Origin of the sequence: Spiroplasma endosymbiont of Lasioglossum villosulum, from assembly GCF_964020195.1 — a bacterium.
Classification (GTDB): Bacteria; Bacillota_I; Bacilli_A; order Mycoplasmatales; family VBWQ01; genus Spiroplasma_E; species Spiroplasma_E ixodetis_A.
On record NZ_OZ026539.1, the window covers coordinates 80,689 to 98,741 of the forward strand.

Genomic DNA, 18,053 nt, shown 5'->3' on the forward strand with positions numbered 1-18,053 from the left:
TTTTAAAAAATAAGGAGTAAATATGGCTTTTATCACTAGTTATGCACAATTAAATAAAAAATATAGTCTTAATTTTAGTGATAATAATTATGGTTTTAGTTGAGATATTTTTAAACAATTTGTTGGTGATGAATGAGCAGAATTTTTTACTACCAATTGTTTTTATCGTTTTGTACCAACTGCACGTGGAACAAGAAAAACTTGAAACTGTTTAGCATTTGATTTATTTATATGTTGTAATTTTAGTGATAGTAGTGTCCAAGAAGTAAGAAGATATGAAAATACTCATAGTGAAACTACAATTGGTGCATTAATGAATGTTTGTCAAGTTTTATTAGATAAATATGATATTAATTTACTACCTAATAACCCACATGGTATTAAATGAAAAATAACTAAGGATGGTGGTTGTATCATTTTTCCTAATAATCAACAAATTGATTTTATTGGTTATGCTAATGGTAATAAAATTTTTGGAAAAGAAGCGGGTGGGTCAAGTTTTTTAGGTTCAAGAACAGATGAAATAATAATGGCTGAAGAAAAAGAAACTTTAACAGAAAAGCAACTAACATATCGATATGAAAGATTACAAAACTCTATGTTTAGAAGCAACAGAATTAAAGTGTCAAATGAACCAATTAAAGAGTGAAGTTGAACATTTATTGATAAAAATATATATAGTAGTACATTTGGACAAAAGATTACTCGCTATTTTTACAAAAGTTTCTTTATTACTTTTACATGTAATCCATATGATAAATATCATCCATTTTATTTAAAATACTGTACGTCGTTTTTACCATTAAATGATAAAGTGATGAATAATCTTAAAAAAGTTGGTAAAGTTTACTATGAAAATCAAGACATATTTAGTGGTTTAGGTTTATTTGTTTTAAGATTTACTATTCAACCATTTTGAAATAAATTACCTGAAATTCAAAAAAGAACATTATTAGAAATGAAAAAAAGTAATCCTGATGAATTTAATACTGTTTATTATGGTTTTGAATTTTTAGATAGTGATGCAACAATTTTTCCATTTCAAAAAACAGTAAAATATTGACAATCATATAATTTAAAACAATTTTATAATCAAGAAAAAGATATGTATAAATTTGATTTTTATAGTGTTGGTATTGATTGAGCTACGGGACCAAAAGACCATACTGTATTTATGATAGTTGGTTTTAAAGAATATAATAATACTGGTTATTATGACCCGTATGTTATTTGTGAATTAGTAGTTACTCCAAACGATTTTATTAATGAAAACGAAAAAATTAATGCTTATGTTAATGAAATTTTAGGATTAATGGATAATTTTGAAAATTTTGACCAAGTAATTTATTTTTATGATGATAAAGCAAGAACAGCAATGGATTGATTAAATCAAAAATTAATAGATGAACATAATACTATTTTAATAACACAAACTGCTATTAAACATGCTTCAAATTTAAATCAAGAAGCAGGATTAACTAATAGAGTGGTTTGAATGAGAAATATTATGAGTTATGGAAACTTTTATGCTAATAAAGATGATTTACCAAAAACTACTCAATGTTTAGAAGAATTACGTTATGATGAAACAAAAACTAACATTCCAGACAAAAATATGTACCAAGACCCATATGATGCTTTGTTTTATGCACTATATCCATATAAAAATGTAATTAGAGGTAAAAATAATGCTACTGTGAAAAAAAGCATCTTCACATTTGCTATATAATAAACAATTTCAATATAATTAATAGTATAGGTCTCATAAAATAAACGCCTTTAATTTAGGCGTTATTTTGCATTTAAAAGTATATTTGTAAAAATAATCAAAAATAGTACAATTTAAAAGTAAAATCAAGGAAAAAAGGAGAATTAAAATGCAAGATAGCAAAGAAATGATAAAAAATGTAGAAAATGAAAAAGAAGAAAAAGGAAAAAAATTAAATAATTTTAAAAAATGAATTAAAATAAATTATAAAAAAATAATATTATGAACTGCTGTTATAGCTGCACTTTTATTAAGTATAATGTCATATTATAAAACTTATAATTATAAGTCATATTTAGGACATGATTATACAGTCTACTGGGGGGGCTGGAACAACAATATGATCACATGAAACAAGTGATGAACATAAAATAAATTTATATTTTAGTGTTAAACAAATTCTTGATTATGACATAAAATGAGATGGTATTTATCCAGATGGATATTTTGATAATTAAATTTCTATATTTATATAAGAAATATTTTCATTATATTTATCAAATAAATTAATATTTTTTAAATTTATTTCTTGTTTATCAGTTATTAAAATTATTTCATAATTAGCAGCACCAAATATACCACTAATTTCAATCCGATTTAAGTTATTAATCGGATTTTCAATTTGTAATTCAAATTGATTATTATTATCAATTTGTGAAATTTCTTTATAAAATTCTAATTTAGAAAATAATTGAGATTTATTTGAACCGTATAAATTTAAAGCATTTTCAATTTTATTGTTACTAATAATTGCTCTTGTAAAATACTTTCCATATTCTCCATTACCTAATGTTCAATCAGCAGGAATTAATGACGGAATATTATTACTTTCAAGTTCATTAGTTATAGATAATCAGTTAAATTGATTATCATCTAATTTAAATAATTGATTTTGGCTAATATCATTATTTTTTAACTTAATGTTATTAATATCTGTAAAATCAAAATATTCAGATTTTAATATTACTTTTATATCTGTAAATCTTCAAATATCATCTTTAGTAGGTTTTATTGGGCTTGATTTTAATTCAAAATAATAAGGTAATAATATTTTATTATCATCATTTAATCCTTTATTTATTGATAATGATGAATAAATATATTTTGATAACATAATAAATACTTGTTTAAATACTTTAATTTGCAATAATTTTATATAATTTGGATATTCAAACTCCCATTGTTTAAATAAGTTAGTAATTATTTCATCGGGTTTTTGTCCTGAAAATGTATCACGTAATTCTGCCATCTTATTTATTGCTTTTCCTTTGTCATTGTATAAAGCACCATTAAAATTTCTATTATAGTTATATGTATAACTTAACATATCTAATAATAACTGTTGTAAACTATCAATTGTTGGCGCATCTTGTATTTCAATTGCTATACTTTTAAATCTATTATTAGTTGCAAGATAAACATATCATCCTTCATTACTATAAGATAAAACTTTTTTATCTTCCAAATGTATTTCATGTTTTAATGGTCAATTACCATCTCAAACAGCACCCATTTCCCAACTTAATCAATTATCAGTTACTCTTGCATTATTAATAACTTCTTTTCTTGTTACAGTACCAGTACTAATTTTAATTAAATCTAAAACTGATTTTTCTTGTCCTATAAATTGTTTTGCTAAATTTCAAGGTAAAATTTGTTCACTAAATCATTGTTGTAATATTCTAACTTTTGGTTGAGTTTCAATAGGCATTGATAACAAGGGAAATGCTATCTTATCTTTGACAAATAACTTTGGGTATACTTCCATATTGTCAACTTCACCAAGTACCTTTATATTGCCAAAAATCATGCTTCTAGGGGATTTAATTTTTAAACCAATTACTTTTGTATCTTTGTCTAATGGTTTTTGTAATTTAATAATGATTGGATAACCATCTCTTGTTTTAAAATCTTTAATTTTAATAATAGTTATACTTTTAGTACTTCTTGTTTTTGGATTTTGATAAGGTTGTGAATAATTATTAATGATATATAAATTATCAATATTATTTTCAGTTAAGGGTTCATTAATAGATACAGCATATAACTTAAATTGATTTAATAAATTTATTTCTTGAAAAATTAAATTTTTAATATCAGTCATACTATATTCAATAGTATTATCATTAATATTAGTACTTGGTCTTTGATTTAATTGCATAGTAAAGTCTGATGTTTCAGTAGCAGTAGTTTTTAATACTTTATCAATATCAATAAAACCTATTTTAATAGTATTTGCTGAAAATCTTAAACTATTATTTTCATTATTTTTAAATAAACGTTCAATTTCATAAATATATATAGTTCTTTTTTTAAATTCATCGTAATTATATTTATCAAATCTTGTCGTCGATGGGGCATATTATATTTATCAAATCTTGTCGTCGATGGGGCATATTATATTTATCAAATCTTGTCGTCGATGGGGCATATTATATTTATCAAATCTTGTCGTCGATGGGGCATATTATATTTATCAAATCTTGTCGTCGATGGGGCATATTATATTTATCAAATCTTGTCGTCGATGGGGCATATATGGGAGGTTCCCAAAAAAGTAGGAAGATGAATTACTAGATAAATAAATTCTTTCCAATATTACTATTTAAAAATGATGATAGAAAAATTAAATTCTCTTTTACCCTTAAATTTATATTCGACGTATTTTAAAAAATATATATTTAAATAAAATAAAAATTATTCTCAAAGTTATTATTAAGGAAAAAGACAAGAAATAATCTTGTCTTTTTTTTGTAATTGTAAAATTTTAAAATTTTTAATAAACCTCTTTAACGCTATTATCAACACGTGTTAGGGAACTAAAAAAGTGAACTACAACACAGTTGTTAAAAATAGTAGCTAGAACATGTGGACTTGCATGGATAAATAAAAAGTGGAGTGATACCTAATAAAATATACTAACCATTTAATGGTAATTCTTGGGGTGGGAGCGAATTGGAAACTAGTATATATAGACCTGTTGTAGGGACCTATTGTATTAATTCTATTCTTTATTTAACCAACCTTGCCACCCCCCAGTGAGCAAGTGTTGGTTTTATTTTTTATTTTTTTTGAAAATTTTTTTGGGCGAGAAAATAAATTTCAAACTTGTAAAAAAAATTGAGCGGTGCCGGTTCAATTAAAATATTAATTTGTTTAACACAAATTAAATAAATATTGAATCGAATGCCTCGATTTCTTTTTAAAATTTCACAATTTATTTTTGAGCCCAGAATTTCTGAAATGAATAAAACTAATAGTAGTATTATTAATAATCTAAAAATCAAAATATATGTTCTTTATGCTATAAGCAACAGAACATATTAGGAAAGGATTATTATGCAAATAGAATTTAAAAAAGAACAAATTGTTAAAGATAAACCACAAGCTATTCTTATTGATTATGGTGAATATAAATTACAATGTCCAAAATGAATGGTTAAAAATAATAGTTTTATTGCTGATGATAAATATACATATTGAGTTTTTAATTTAGAAAATATTAAAAGAGAATTAAGTGGTAATGAATTAATAAAATTATTAGAACCATATATTAAAGACCAAAAAATAACTGTTAATAAACCAACTGCTTCAAAAGAATATTATCTTAATGATATAAAACTTGAACCATTAAAATTTTATGAACAGCATAATAGTTGATTTATGGGTGAAATAACAGATAACAAAACTAAAATTACTAATCCTTGTTTTAAATATAACATTACATGAGAAGAAAACAGAAAATGTTTTAAAATAAATAATCCATATAAACATGATGATTTACCAATTAATTATATAGTTACTTCTTATAAGGAAATTTCAACTCATAATGAAAAAGTATTTTTGTTGAACATGTAAACAAAATAAATTAGATTATTTATTCTTTAATACTAATGATATAAAAACAAGAAAATATTTTTTAAGAGATAAAAATAGTAAAACAATTTGTTACGACTGTATCTTAAATATTAGGTTAAGCAGGAGGTATAAATATGGATAAAGAAAAATTAATTTATTATCTTGATAATGAATTTATGGAATTACTTAAAGATGATATTAGTGATGAAATTAAAATTAATATTAGTAATTGAAAAATGAAATTAATAATGAGATTACAAGAAAAAATTAAAAATGGAAACTTTGATTAATAATGCAATATGACTTAATTATTGGAATTGACCCTGCTGGAATTGGTAATAATGGAATCGTTATATATTCAAATGAAACTAATAGTATTGTTTTAAATAAAACATTTAAAACAAAAACTATTTTAGAAAGTAAAGATTTTTATAAAATATATTTTCAAATAACTAAAAACAAATTTATTGATAAAAAAATATTAGTTATTGTAGAAAATTTCTTTTTAACTTCAAAACAATTATTAACTAATCCATTAGCAACTCCTAAAATTATTGGTGCATTAATGGTATTAGTAGAAGACGTTATGAATTGAGATTTTCAAGAAAACGAACCAAAAAATAAAACTAAAATAGAAAATTATAAAGGAAATATAAAATTTACAAAACATGAACAAGATGCATATAAACATATTCAATATTATTTAAGGAATTATAAAAATGAAAGATAAAGCAAATTATGTCAAATTAACAGTAAAACTGAGTAACACTATTGAAGCAAAATATTACGAAAAAGGTAATAAAGAATTATATTATAGTGTTCGTGGTCAATGAAATGGATTAAACTACGTTACTTTAATTTTTAATAACCCAAAACTTTATAGACGCTGTATTTTATTAAACAAAAATGATGAAATTATTGTAACTGGTCAAATCTTTAACACTTTAAACATTCCTAAAAATCGTGCATTTTGTTCAATAAATGTTAAATGATTTAAAAAATGAAAAGAGTAAAAAATGATATTATGAAAATTTTTATTAATAGTACCAATATTAATAACAAGTATAACACTAATAATATTTTTAATATTTATTATTAAAGAATTAAAAAATGAATATAAAGTATTAAAAATATTAAATGAAATTGCTAATCAAATTGAAAATAAGGAGAAATAATATGAAATATGAAGATAAATGTTCTATGTGCAATAAAGTAAAAGAAAACTTTTTATCCAATACCTGTAATAGTTGTTGATTAGAAGCAGTTAATAAATGAAATAGAAGAAGTTGAGGAAATTTAGGAGACTTTGATAATGAATAAAGAAAAATTACTTAAATATATGAAAGATATAATTAAATGAACTAAAAAAATTAATTATACAAACTCTGATTTTGACAAAAATATTTTAAATTTATTAATTGAAAAAATAGAAAAAGGTGAATTTGACTAATGATAATATTACCTACTTTGTTTGAAAATAAAGATGAAATTGAAATATTATCACCATTTCCAAAAGCAATTCATACAAGTAATGATATTAGAGCAATTATTTTAAGACAATACCCAAATGTTAAATCCAAACACATAATTGTTTCGGACCCAGAAAGTAATGTTGCATTAATAGTTGGTAATAATGATGTTTATCAAGGTTGAATTAAAGTAACAATTAAAAAATTAGAAAATTAAAGGAGAATAAAAAAATGAAAAAGGAAAAAATTAAAATTAGAAATTATGAATTTGAATTATATGAATATCAAGTAAATACTTTATTAGATATTGTAAGAGAAATGTTAAAAGTAAATAAAGGAGATTAAAATGCCAAACGAAAATACACAATCAAATTATACTTTAACTAAGTTAATTAGAACTGGTATAAGTCCAATTTGTGCAATGATTGGTACAAGTGCTTATTATGGTCAAGTAATTGCAAATCCAGTATTAGGTTCAATTAATAGTTTATTATTTGGTAAAAAATTAGGTTTAGATATATGAAATTTAAATCAAAGACCAAATACTAAAACTAAATTAATTAATAGTAGTAAAAAAATATTATTAGGTTTAGGAACAATTGGTTTAGCAAATTATAGTAAATGAACAGAAAATAATATTAGTCCTATTATTCCTACAACACCAACTCCAATAACTACTACAACTACAACAGAAGGTCCTCCATGATTACTATTAAATAAACAAGAAAATCAGTCATTAATGGATTGAGATACATATATTAGTTTAAATGCTTATGGTATATCAAATCTTATTAGTGGATTAACTGAGTTAATACCTAATAAATTTGAAACAATAAGAAAGATTTGTAATATGGCAACTGGTGGATGTTTAATATCAAGTGGAGTTGCTATGGGTATTAATAATGATTTTAATAATGCTTATGCAGTACCTACTATTATTGCAGGAATAAGTGAAATTATTCATAATTTATTACCAATGGAAACAACTAATCATATTGAAGAAATGCAAGAAACATCATTTAATAATGAAACTGCAAGATTAATTAATGATAATAGTTTCACAATTAATAGTGAAAGAACTAGTCAATATGGTAGTGATAATATGAGCGAAGTTCCATTAAATCATGATAATGCTTCACTAAATTGAGATTATAATCACATGAGTTTATAAAGGAGGTGAATAATTTATGAATAAAGAAAAATTACTTGAATATTATAATAATGAAATTCATACATATAAAGAGAGAATGGAACAATTAAATAAAGAAATTGCCTTATTAGTAAGCATTATAAGTAATTCAAAATCGATGATTGAAAGAATTAATGGTGGTCAATTTGATGAATAATTAAAAAATAAATAATTGAAAGGAAAATATTGAAATGAAAGAATTTTTACATGAATTAATAATTATTGGAACAAGTGTTGGAACATTAATTTGCAGAGAAATTATTGTTTTATTAAAAAGATTTATCACAACTCCAAAACATGTTAGAGCAAATAACAAAATTATAAAACATCAAAAAAAATTAGCAAAATTAAATGAAAAGATTAATAAAGGAGAAAAATAATATGACAAAAATTGAATTTAATGAAAAATATAGAAAACAAGATATTAGTATTGATAGAAATTTTGATTTACATATTAATAATTGTTTTAAATTTTCTGATATTGATACATTAGAAAATGCAGTTAATGATTATAAAAAATTAATAAGTGAAATACCACAATTAGTTAAAGATTGATTATTGGGATAAGATTAGGAGAATGTTAAATGTTAGAAAATAAAGATAATGTTCAACAAACAACTGAACCTTTAACTGAAAATAATGTTCAACAAGAAATAGAAAATAAAGTTAATGAAGCAGAAAATAAGTTAAATAAACTTAATCAAGAAATTAAAGAAAAAGAAATAATTAATATATTTAAAAAATATCAAGTTAAAACTGAATTTTATGATTATTTAAAATTTAAAACTAATAATTTAGAAAATTCAAAAATTGAAGAAACTATTAAAAAAATGATTAAAGAACAACCAGTATTTAAAGAAACAATTAATACAGGTGGAAATAAACAAATAATTATTAATAATAAAACAAATGATAAAGAAAATTTTTTAATTAATTATAAAAAGAAAAATTATTTATAAACGAAAGGAAGAAATAAAATGTCAGTACCATTTAATCAAAATTTAGACAATACAGAGAGATTAGTAGAAGCGCCAGAATTTATAGAATTTTTTAAAATTTCAAATAGTCCATGAGCAAACTTTTTCCCTACTGAAATTGTTGACTCAGTAAATATTGAGTTTATTGTTAAAAAACCAAAAAAACCAGAAGTAAAAATTATTGCTTGAGATGATAAAAGTAAAAGATATGAATTACCATATGTTGATACAGATAAAATTAGTAAAAAAATAACTAAAAAATATCTTGCAGGAGAAATTATTGCAGATGTAGATTTAAAAGCAAATAATGGACAAAATTTATTAGATAGTATGCAATATGAAGTTGCAAATGATTTAGCAGATAAATTGGCAATTGATGATACACAAGCAATTGCAAAATTTGCTACTAAAATCGATATTGAAGATACAACACCAGTAGACTATTTAAAATCAATGTTATCTGCTTGAAATACTTTGTTTCAATTTAGAAACATTGCAAATAGTAAATTTTTTATTACTAATGGTCTTTATGATAGTTTAGTTTATTTAGCAGATAATAAAGGTTTAATTACCGATAATCAGTTGGCACAACAATTACGTTTAAATGGAAATAATTTATATGTAAAAGGTGTATTATGTGAAATTGTTCTTGATGATTATATGATTTTTACTAATGATAAAAATGAACAACAATTAATGACCTTTATTTTAGCAACACCAAGAGCGATGAAAAGATATATGATAGAAAATACAGTTATTTATGTAGATTTTATTAAAGATGATAAAGCAGGAAGAGCATATAAAGTTGCTGGTGAAGTTGTTGGAGAAGCAATACCATATATTTCTAATAATGAAACAACATCACGTTGAATGTTATGTGGAGTTATTAAAACAGAAAAAACTGATTTAAAAACTAAAATTACAAGTTTAACAACTGATATTACTGCAAATGTTAATAACAATAATAGTGAATTAAATACACAAATAAAAAGTACTAATGAACTTAAATCATTAAATCCAAATTTAACAAATCCAACTATTAAATATTTTAGTGATGCACAAGGAAAAACTAATGTAAGTAATCAAAAACAAAAAGCAGGTGACTTATATATAACCATTACTGCTAATGTTAATGACTTAAATTATAAAGGAACAACAAATCCAATTAAAATAACTCTTAAATAAAGGAAATTAATATTATGCCAATCGGTACAACTAGTACAGCAATACTTTTAAACATAAATAAACCAAAACATACTAGAACAAGTAACCAACAAGAAAACAAAAGTTTTTGATGAGAAATTTTAGAAATGATTGGTGTACAAGTTATAGCAGTAGCACTTGCTCCTTTTACTGGTGGATTAAGTGAAAGTTTTGCACTTGGATTAGGTGCAAGTGATTTAGTTGCTAGTATTAGTGCTGTTGGTGTAGAGTTTTTAACTGATTTTACTATTAATCAAGTTTATGATTATTTAAAAGGAAATGTAACAAAATTAAATACTTTCTTTAATATACTTCCTGCATTTGCTGGACTTAATAAAATTAGTCGTGGTTATCGTACAAGTAAATTTATTAAACTAGCACAAAAAACTAAAACATTAGAACAAGTGGGAATTAAAGAAGCAAAAAATTTACAAGAAATTATTAGTCAAGTAAGTGGAAAAGAAATTTTAACAGATAAAATTATTGGTAATAAACGTTATTTAATGAATTATAGTTTTACTCCTAATCGTGAAACAGTATTACGAGATTTAGGTTATGTTGCTGAAAGACAATATAAAAATAATTTTCAAAAATTAGAAGCACAAGAGTTAAAAGATTACTTATTATTACAAAATACATTAATAAAACTAAGTCCACAATTAACTCCTAAATTTAAAATTAAAGATATTGAAAAAGCAAATAACTTTTTAAAAAAATTTAATACTGATTTAAAAGAAGTATTAAAAATGAATCAACATGATTGATTAAATTTAGTTCATACAATACATACAGAAAATAGATATGGAAAAACTTTAATTTTAGATTTACAAAAAATTCGTGCTAATGCTATTAAATTTAATTTTAAAAATAATGTTATTCATCAACTTGTTTTAAAAGCAAATCAAACTTTTAAATATTTTGATATTAGATTTTATTTAAAAAAAGGTTTAAATAAATTTTGAAAAGATACACCATATTTTGAAAAAATACGAGAAAGTATATATAAATTACAAGAAAAATTTGAAAAGTTAGAAAAACAAGTATTTGAAAAAATTCAGAAATTAAAAGAAAAAGCAACTAATTTATTTACTAGTGCAGAAAAAAGAGCAATTAAACACGCACAATTAATTCCATTAAATTCACCAGTATTTATGGGTTGTAAAATTCAACCTTTGTCATTAAATAAATGTGCAATTACTATTTATCATCGCAATCCTAAATATAAATCAATTACAGTTGTTGATAGTATTCTTAAAGCAAAAACTTTTGTTACTCAAATACATCCATTCCATTGATATCGTTGATATAGTGGTTGATACATTGGTTATGGTGTTAATCATAATAAATGATTAAAAGCAATAGCATTTGCTCCACCAGTGGTACAACAAGTAATTAGAGATAGTTTTAAAGTATATAGAGAAATATTTAGAACTATTAGAACTTATCATAAAGTAGTAAATATTATTAATAATCCTATTGAAAATATTAACAAATCATTTAAAAATGTTGGTTTAAAATTTAGTGTTAATACTTTATTTGGTACTGGATTATTACATCATTTAGAAAAATTTGCATATAGTCAAGTTGTAACAAAAAGTAAGAAAAATTTAAAAAAAGGTAAAAATAAAATACAAAAAGAAATTGAACATATAACACATAAAAAAACAAAAAAACATACTCATCATTATAAACAAGCATTTTTTAAGGAATGATAAATTATGATTAATAAACTTTGAACTGATGTCAGTCTTGAAAATTATAATAACTGATATCCATTAACTGGAAAAATTACAGAAACGCCACAGCAATATATACAAACATGACCAAATGCTAATGATTGATTTAAAACATTTGCTATTCGTGCTCAAAATGATATTAATGCTTATCTTAATTTTATTTTATCTAAATTTCCTTTTGATAGTTTTAAAGATGAATTAATTAAAGAAACATTAAGAGATATGGTTTATGTAATGGTAGAACATTGAGTATTTAATCGTACACCAATTGAATTTAATGTTGATGCTACTATTCAATTTAATAATGGTAATCAATTTAGTGCAAGTAGTATTCCTACAATTAATGTTTGAGATTTAGCACCTAGTAGAATGAAAATATGGGCAAGACTAACAGAATTAAAACAAATATTTTCAAGTTATAATGATGATGAAATAGATGTTGAAAAAATTGACTTAAAAGCATTTTATACTAGAAATCAAGTTGATGAATTAATTGAACAACAAAAAGAATTTACATTATTAAAACAAATTAAATTATATGATGATTTAGTTGATGATAATGAAAATGAAATATATAGAGGTCCTGTTAGTAAATTTATTAATAAAGGTTATGTTGCAACTGATTATGATAAAGAAACTGAAACAATGATTTTAGATTGACCTGATGAAATTGGTACATTACCCCCCGAAGCATTACAAAATAATCCACAAATTGGTGATTATACACATGCACCAACTTGTGATTTTTCTGCTAAACAACAAAAACGAATTACTACTAATGAAAATGAAATTACCAAATTAAATACTGAATTAATTAAAGCAAATGAAAATATTAATGATGTTAAAAATAATTGATTTAATATTGAAACTAGTCCTTTATGAAAAAAAGTTGAAAATAATAATATAGAAATATTTAAATGATATTTTATTAAAATCAGTTATCAATATTTAACAGAAAATAACTTTATGAAATTTTATAAAGTAATTAAAATTTATTTAAATAATGTTTTTAATGAATTTGAATTGCTAAATGTTGATTCCATGACGTATAGTGAACAAATCCAAAATAAAAGAATTTTAAATACCGGAACGATTTACTATGACAATAGAAATAAAAAATTTAGGGGTGGTGGTAATTCCTATCCTGAACGTGGAAAAATTAATTTAATTGGTGATATAGAAGAAATATATCAATATCAAGGAATAGATACACCAACTGAATTTATAACAGAAGAAAGTACTGAACATGATTATTACACAAAACTAGAAACTAATAATTTATTAGATAAAAAGCAAAATATCAATGATGATGCTTTACAAACAGTTTCTAAACAAATCGTTCCTGCAATTAATGAAATCAATAATAAAATTCCTAATTTATCTGATTATTATAAAAAAGAAGAAGTAGATAAAAAATTAGAAGATGTAAAATCACAATTTCCTATTGCATTTCAAATAAATACTATTAGTGCAGAAATTCCTAATTTAGAAACTACTGATAAAACTATTGTCGGTGCTATTAATGAATTAAAAGAAAAAATAAAAGATAAAAAATTTTCAAATGATTATTTTAAATATAATACTGAAACAAATGAAATTGCATTAAATGATGAAGAAAATTCATTACTTTGTAAAGATTTATTAGAAAATAATGAATATAAATTATTAAAAACTCAAAATAAAAAATTATTACAAGCCATTAATGAAATATTAGAAAAACAACCACAACCCAGTCCAAGTGGTTCAAATTGAAAAGAAGTAGGTAAAGTCGTAGTAGATAAAAATAATATTACACATATAGAATATATATTTAAAGATAAAACACATTATAGAATATATTATAGTTTTGGTGATTATACTAGTAAAGAAAATAATAAAAATTATAGTTGACAAATAATTAATTTTTATTATCAATTAGATACAAATGTTTTAAAAAGTAGTTTATGAATATCAAATAATAATGTTAATGCGGATACTGAAATTAATATTTATAATAATAGAATAATGTGGGGTATGGGTAGAGATTATATTTTTAAAAAATTAGAAGAATTACAGGAATAATATTATGTTTTTTAAAATTATAAAAATTATTTTAGGTTTAATTGGAGTAATTCTATCATCTGCAACTGCTGGCTTAATTATATTTATTATTGTCAAAATTATATTAAAAATTAATCAAATATTTTAAAGAAAGGTGGTAAATATTATGTTAGGTAGATTTTTTAGAAGAGATAAAATAAATACTAGTGATAATCAAAATGAAAAAGTAAAATTTTTAACTAATAAACACAAAAGTACGCATGCTTCAATTTTAAATTATTTTGGTTTTAATGATTTTAATCATGAGACATATTTTACTGATTTTGTGGCAGAAAATAATGCTAATTTATATAATGCTCCATTAGAAATAAATAATGAAACTATTAAACAATACTTAATTCAACAAGAATTTTACAGAAAAAATTGAAATTCTATTTTTAAATTAAGTAAATTAGGAATTAGTGGTTATTTAATTTATATTGCTAATGATGACTTATATTTTCAAGTAGTAGATATTCAACAAAGAGTTTATGATATTACTGGTAAATTAATTCAATGTACTATTTTTTATGATAACTATGAACAAAATGTACAAACAGTAAGACTATTTGAAGTTTATACATTAAACAATGAAGAAGTAACAATTAATCGTGCAATTTATAGTATTAGTGATAATAAAAAACAATTTCCATTAGATTTTAAATTATATATTAATAATCCTAATTTAGCACAAGAACAAACACTAAATATTAACTATATACCAATAGCAATTATGAGAAATAAAGCAAATGAGCTAGCAGATTGTAATAAAGTAATGGATAAAATTAAAGCATTAGATGTTATTTATGAACAAATTGTTTTAGATACCATTTTAAATTCACCTAAATTTATATTTAGTCAAACTTATGGCAATGTTCAATCTTTAATAGAAGACGCAGTAAGAACTTTGGTTACTAAAAATTACATATTTAAAAGTGGTGGAGATAATAATGAACAAAATGAAAATATTAATATGACAAATAGTAATTTTAAAGGTAAAAATTTAACTGATATATACGATTGAAATGTTAATGAAATATTTAAACGTTGTGGTATTCATATACCAAGTCAAAAGAAATCAGCACAACAATCAGTTCCAGAAAGTACAGCTGTAAATATTTCAACTATTAATTATATTGAACAAAAGTTATGACAATTTAATATTGATATTCTTAAATTTATTCAAATATTAGTACGTTTAGATAAAGACTTATTAAGTAGTAAAACATTTAATATTAATGATGAACAAGAAATTAATAATTTAACTGTTAAATTAAAATTATTTAACCCCAAAAATAACCAATTAATAGGAGAGAACAATGGAAAACAACAACAAACCACAAACGAAATTTCCACAGAAACAAACTAAACTTAATCAAGCAGAATTAGAAAATGATTATTTAATTGATAATATTCCTTATGACTTTACTAATATGATGAGAGCTACTAGTGACCCTGATATTAATAGAGCATATGATGAATTTAAAAAAAGAACAATTTATATTTATGAAATTGAACGTTTATTTAAAAATAATGAAAATAATAGTTTAAGATTTTCAGCAAATACTATTAAAATTGGTTTTATTGATATTGAGAAAGTATTAAAAACTACTGCTGTTGAAACATCAGACTTTACTATGCAATTAAATCAAAGAGCAAGTACTAATATTAATGATAATACAATTGAATATAGTATGACTGATATTAAAAATTTAATTTTTCAAGAAATAAATTTATTAAATCAATTTAAGTTATATGCTGTATCTATTAATGAACCCTTAACTGAAAATAATATTGATAATTTATATATTATTAATAATTATTCACAACCTTATCAAAATCCAAAAACAAGAAGTACTAAAAGTATAACTATTATTAAAATTAAAGATTTTAAAACAAGAGATGGTTATCCAATCATAATTAAATTACAAAAACCATTAGATAAAGATACAAAAGTTACTGGTTTAAAAATTAAAGCCCCTAGAAGCATGATTTTTGGCAATATAAAGGTACTTGGTGAAGTTGACAATATGGAAGTATACCCAAAGTTATTTATTAAAGATAAGATAGCATTTCCGTTGTTATCAATGCCTATTGAAACTCAACCAAAAGTTAGAATATTACAACAATGATTTAGTGAACAAATTTTACCTTGAAATTTAGCAAAACAATTTATTGGGCAAGAAAAATCAGTTTTAGATTTAATTGCTATTAGTGGGGGTAAAGAAACAAGAAAAGAAGTAATTAATAATGCAAGAGTAACTGATACTTGATTAGGTTGAGAAATGGGTGGTATTTGAAATGGTAATTGACCATTAAAACATGAAATACATTTAGAAGATAAAAAAGTTTTATCTTTTAATAATGAGGGATGATATGTTTATCTTGCAACCAATAATAGATTTAAAAGTATAGAAATTGAAATAAAAGATGCACCAACAATTGATAGTTTACAAAAATTATTATTAGATATGTTAAGTTATACATATAACTATAATAGAAATTTCGAAGGTGCAGATTATGATGATAAAGGTAAACCAAAAAATAAAATAGCAGAATTAAGAAAAAAATTTGAAGGTCAAAAACCCGATGAAGTAATTACCAACTTATTTAGGCAATGAGAGTTAGATTATCCAAATTATGTTAATTTATCACAAGTTAAAATATTTAAACAAATATTTACTATGTTATCAAAATATATTTATTCATCATTATCAATAAATAAAGGATTAAATGATGATAATAAAATTTTATTGCCATATTATTTTGAATTACAATCAAGTCCAATACAACCTAGTGAAAATGATATTTGACAGTATAAGGATATAAAAGTAATATTAAAATCTGTATATTTTGATTTTACTGATGTTAATAACATTAAACTAAAAAATAATGATATTAGTCAAAATGAATTATTTAAATTAGATGATAATCAATTTAATTGATTATCAATAACAAATGAATTAGAAAGTAATAATATACCTTCATTAATTCCTGCTGATTGAACATTAGCTAATGGTGAATATGGAAAATATTTTACAAAATTAATTATTCATAATAATAAAATTGAAAATGCTTTAAATTTATATGGTTCAAATAAATCAAAATTATTTTCTAAATTAGAATTTTATAAAGAAATTTCTAAAATTGAAAATGTTAATGAATTTGAATTACTAATTGAAAATCCAATTAATAATTTAAATCGGATTGAAATAAGTGGTATTTTTGGTGCTGGTAACTATGATTTAATTTTAATTACCGATAAACAAGAAATAAACCTACAAAATATTAATTTATTTGATAAATATAATGAAAATATTTCTTATATTAACTTAGAAATATAAATTATTTATTAAAATATCCATTAGGATATTTACCATTTCATATTATATCTGTAGTGTAATATCAATTTTGAAAAGATATATCAAATTTTCTTCTTAATGGTTCATCTGCAAAATATAACTCAAATTTATAATCTTTTTTTAAAGTATCATTAGGATTAGTTGTTCAAATAGTTTGAACAACTCATTCAACTTGTTTATGTGGAGTTAAAAAATATTTAACTCCACTAACATTATGGGTAAGCACCCCCATGATTAATCCTATTGTTCCAGTTGTTGTACCAGTTAATGCTAATGCTAATGTTATTTTACTTAAATTTGTTTTTATTCATGTTTTCATATTAAATTCTCCTTTTTTTCCTTGATTTTACTTATAAATTGTACTATTTTTGATTATTTTTACAAGTATGCTTTTAAATGCAAAATAAACGCC

General features: G+C 22.4%; 24 protein-coding genes. 22 read left to right on the forward strand and 2 right to left on the reverse strand.

Annotated elements, in window-relative coordinates; translation table 4 throughout:
• Nucleotides 1-22 precede the first annotated feature (22 nt).
• Both AACK81_RS00405 and AACK81_RS00410 read left to right on the forward strand, forming a co-directional pair.
• The gene (locus AACK81_RS00405; RefSeq protein WP_338961696.1) at nucleotides 23-1,729 is read left to right on the forward strand and encodes a hypothetical protein; all 1,707 of its coding nucleotides are present in this window, start codon (nucleotides 23-25) and stop codon (nucleotides 1,727-1,729) included.
• A 148-nt stretch (nucleotides 1,730-1,877) separates the two neighbouring features.
• A complete protein-coding gene (locus AACK81_RS00410; protein WP_338961699.1) occupies nucleotides 1,878-2,138 on the forward strand; it encodes a hypothetical protein in 261 nt (86 codons plus the stop codon).
• A gap of 84 nt (nucleotides 2,139-2,222) precedes the next feature.
• Here the strand turns inward: AACK81_RS00410 and AACK81_RS00415 are convergent, their stop codons facing one another.
• Entirely contained in the window at nucleotides 2,223-3,929 is a 1,707-nt protein-coding gene (locus AACK81_RS00415) for a hypothetical protein (protein WP_338961701.1), read from the reverse strand.
• Nucleotides 3,930-5,107: 1,178 nt separating this feature from the next.
• Between AACK81_RS00415 and AACK81_RS00420 the strand changes: the two genes are divergently transcribed.
• From AACK81_RS00420 to AACK81_RS00515, 20 genes are all read left to right on the forward strand, one after another.
• Nucleotides 5,108-5,626 carry a hypothetical protein gene (locus AACK81_RS00420; protein ID WP_338961702.1) on the forward strand — a complete coding sequence of 173 codons (519 nt, stop codon included), beginning with the start codon at nucleotides 5,108-5,110 and terminating at the stop codon, nucleotides 5,624-5,626.
• A complete protein-coding gene (locus AACK81_RS00425) occupies nucleotides 5,598-5,768 on the forward strand; it encodes a hypothetical protein (protein WP_338961476.1) in 171 nt (56 codons plus the stop codon). The genes AACK81_RS00420 and AACK81_RS00425 overlap by 29 nt, the downstream gene beginning before the upstream one ends.
• Nucleotides 5,761-5,916: a hypothetical protein gene (locus AACK81_RS00430; RefSeq protein WP_338961479.1), complete on the forward strand. Its 156-nt coding sequence runs from the start codon at nucleotides 5,761-5,763 to the stop codon at nucleotides 5,914-5,916. The genes AACK81_RS00425 and AACK81_RS00430 overlap by 8 nt, the downstream gene beginning before the upstream one ends.
• Nucleotides 5,917-5,918: 2 nt before the next feature.
• Nucleotides 5,919-6,356 carry a hypothetical protein gene (locus AACK81_RS00435; protein WP_338961703.1) on the forward strand — a complete coding sequence of 146 codons (438 nt, stop codon included), beginning with the start codon at nucleotides 5,919-5,921 and terminating at the stop codon, nucleotides 6,354-6,356.
• Nucleotides 6,346-6,639 (forward strand): hypothetical protein, encoded by a 294-nt coding sequence (locus AACK81_RS00440; protein WP_338961240.1) that lies wholly within the window; start codon nucleotides 6,346-6,348, stop codon nucleotides 6,637-6,639. The genes AACK81_RS00435 and AACK81_RS00440 overlap by 11 nt, the downstream gene beginning before the upstream one ends.
• A 3-nt stretch (nucleotides 6,640-6,642) precedes the next feature.
• On the forward strand, nucleotides 6,643-6,801 hold the full coding sequence (locus AACK81_RS00445; protein WP_338961242.1) for a hypothetical protein: 159 nt from the start codon (nucleotides 6,643-6,645) through the stop codon (nucleotides 6,799-6,801).
• Nucleotide 6,802: 1 nt separating this feature from the next.
• On the forward strand, nucleotides 6,803-6,946 hold the full coding sequence (locus tag AACK81_RS00450) for a hypothetical protein (protein ID WP_338961243.1): 144 nt from the start codon (nucleotides 6,803-6,805) through the stop codon (nucleotides 6,944-6,946).
• On the forward strand, nucleotides 6,939-7,076 hold the full coding sequence (locus AACK81_RS00455; protein WP_281747958.1) for a hypothetical protein: 138 nt from the start codon (nucleotides 6,939-6,941) through the stop codon (nucleotides 7,074-7,076). The genes AACK81_RS00450 and AACK81_RS00455 overlap by 8 nt, the downstream gene beginning before the upstream one ends.
• Nucleotides 7,076-7,312, forward strand: a complete 237-nt coding sequence (locus tag AACK81_RS00460) for a hypothetical protein (RefSeq protein ID WP_338961704.1) — start codon at nucleotides 7,076-7,078, stop codon at nucleotides 7,310-7,312. Before AACK81_RS00455 ends, AACK81_RS00460 begins: the two co-directional genes overlap by 1 nt.
• A 129-nt stretch (nucleotides 7,313-7,441) precedes the next feature.
• Nucleotides 7,442-8,266, forward strand: coding sequence for a hypothetical protein (locus tag AACK81_RS00465; protein ID WP_338961705.1), 825 nt, complete (start codon nucleotides 7,442-7,444; stop codon nucleotides 8,264-8,266).
• A 16-nt stretch (nucleotides 8,267-8,282) separates the two neighbouring features.
• Nucleotides 8,283-8,441 carry a hypothetical protein gene (locus tag AACK81_RS00470; RefSeq protein ID WP_338961498.1) on the forward strand — a complete coding sequence of 53 codons (159 nt, stop codon included), beginning with the start codon at nucleotides 8,283-8,285 and terminating at the stop codon, nucleotides 8,439-8,441.
• Between the two features lie 34 nt (nucleotides 8,442-8,475).
• Nucleotides 8,476-8,664, forward strand: coding sequence for a hypothetical protein (locus tag AACK81_RS00475; protein WP_174481134.1), 189 nt, complete (start codon nucleotides 8,476-8,478; stop codon nucleotides 8,662-8,664).
• Nucleotide 8,665: 1 nt separating this feature from the next.
• The gene (locus AACK81_RS00480) at nucleotides 8,666-8,851 is read left to right on the forward strand and encodes a hypothetical protein (protein ID WP_338961706.1); all 186 of its coding nucleotides are present in this window, start codon (nucleotides 8,666-8,668) and stop codon (nucleotides 8,849-8,851) included.
• A gap of 17 nt (nucleotides 8,852-8,868) precedes the next feature.
• Nucleotides 8,869-9,243, forward strand: a complete 375-nt coding sequence (locus AACK81_RS00485; RefSeq protein WP_338961707.1) for a hypothetical protein — start codon at nucleotides 8,869-8,871, stop codon at nucleotides 9,241-9,243.
• An 18-nt stretch (nucleotides 9,244-9,261) separates the two neighbouring features.
• Nucleotides 9,262-10,446: a hypothetical protein gene (locus AACK81_RS00490; RefSeq protein ID WP_338961708.1), complete on the forward strand. Its 1,185-nt coding sequence runs from the start codon at nucleotides 9,262-9,264 to the stop codon at nucleotides 10,444-10,446.
• 14 nt (nucleotides 10,447-10,460) lie between these two features.
• A complete protein-coding gene (locus tag AACK81_RS00495) occupies nucleotides 10,461-12,179 on the forward strand; it encodes a hypothetical protein (protein ID WP_338961709.1) in 1,719 nt (572 codons plus the stop codon).
• A 3-nt stretch (nucleotides 12,180-12,182) separates the two neighbouring features.
• A complete protein-coding gene (locus tag AACK81_RS00500; protein WP_338961710.1) occupies nucleotides 12,183-14,261 on the forward strand; it encodes a hypothetical protein in 2,079 nt (692 codons plus the stop codon).
• Between the two features lie 4 nt (nucleotides 14,262-14,265).
• On the forward strand, nucleotides 14,266-14,388 hold the full coding sequence (locus AACK81_RS00505; protein WP_255495924.1) for a hypothetical protein: 123 nt from the start codon (nucleotides 14,266-14,268) through the stop codon (nucleotides 14,386-14,388).
• A gap of 18 nt (nucleotides 14,389-14,406) precedes the next feature.
• A complete protein-coding gene (locus AACK81_RS00510; protein ID WP_338961711.1) occupies nucleotides 14,407-15,648 on the forward strand; it encodes a hypothetical protein in 1,242 nt (413 codons plus the stop codon).
• A complete protein-coding gene (locus tag AACK81_RS00515; protein ID WP_338961712.1) occupies nucleotides 15,599-17,623 on the forward strand; it encodes a hypothetical protein in 2,025 nt (674 codons plus the stop codon). The genes AACK81_RS00510 and AACK81_RS00515 overlap by 50 nt, the downstream gene beginning before the upstream one ends.
• Before the next feature lies 1 nt (nucleotide 17,624).
• Here the strand turns inward: AACK81_RS00515 and AACK81_RS00520 are convergent, their stop codons facing one another.
• Nucleotides 17,625-17,960 (reverse strand): hypothetical protein, encoded by a 336-nt coding sequence (locus tag AACK81_RS00520; protein ID WP_338961713.1) that lies wholly within the window; start codon nucleotides 17,958-17,960, stop codon nucleotides 17,625-17,627.
• Between the last annotated feature and the right edge of the window lie 93 nt (nucleotides 17,961-18,053).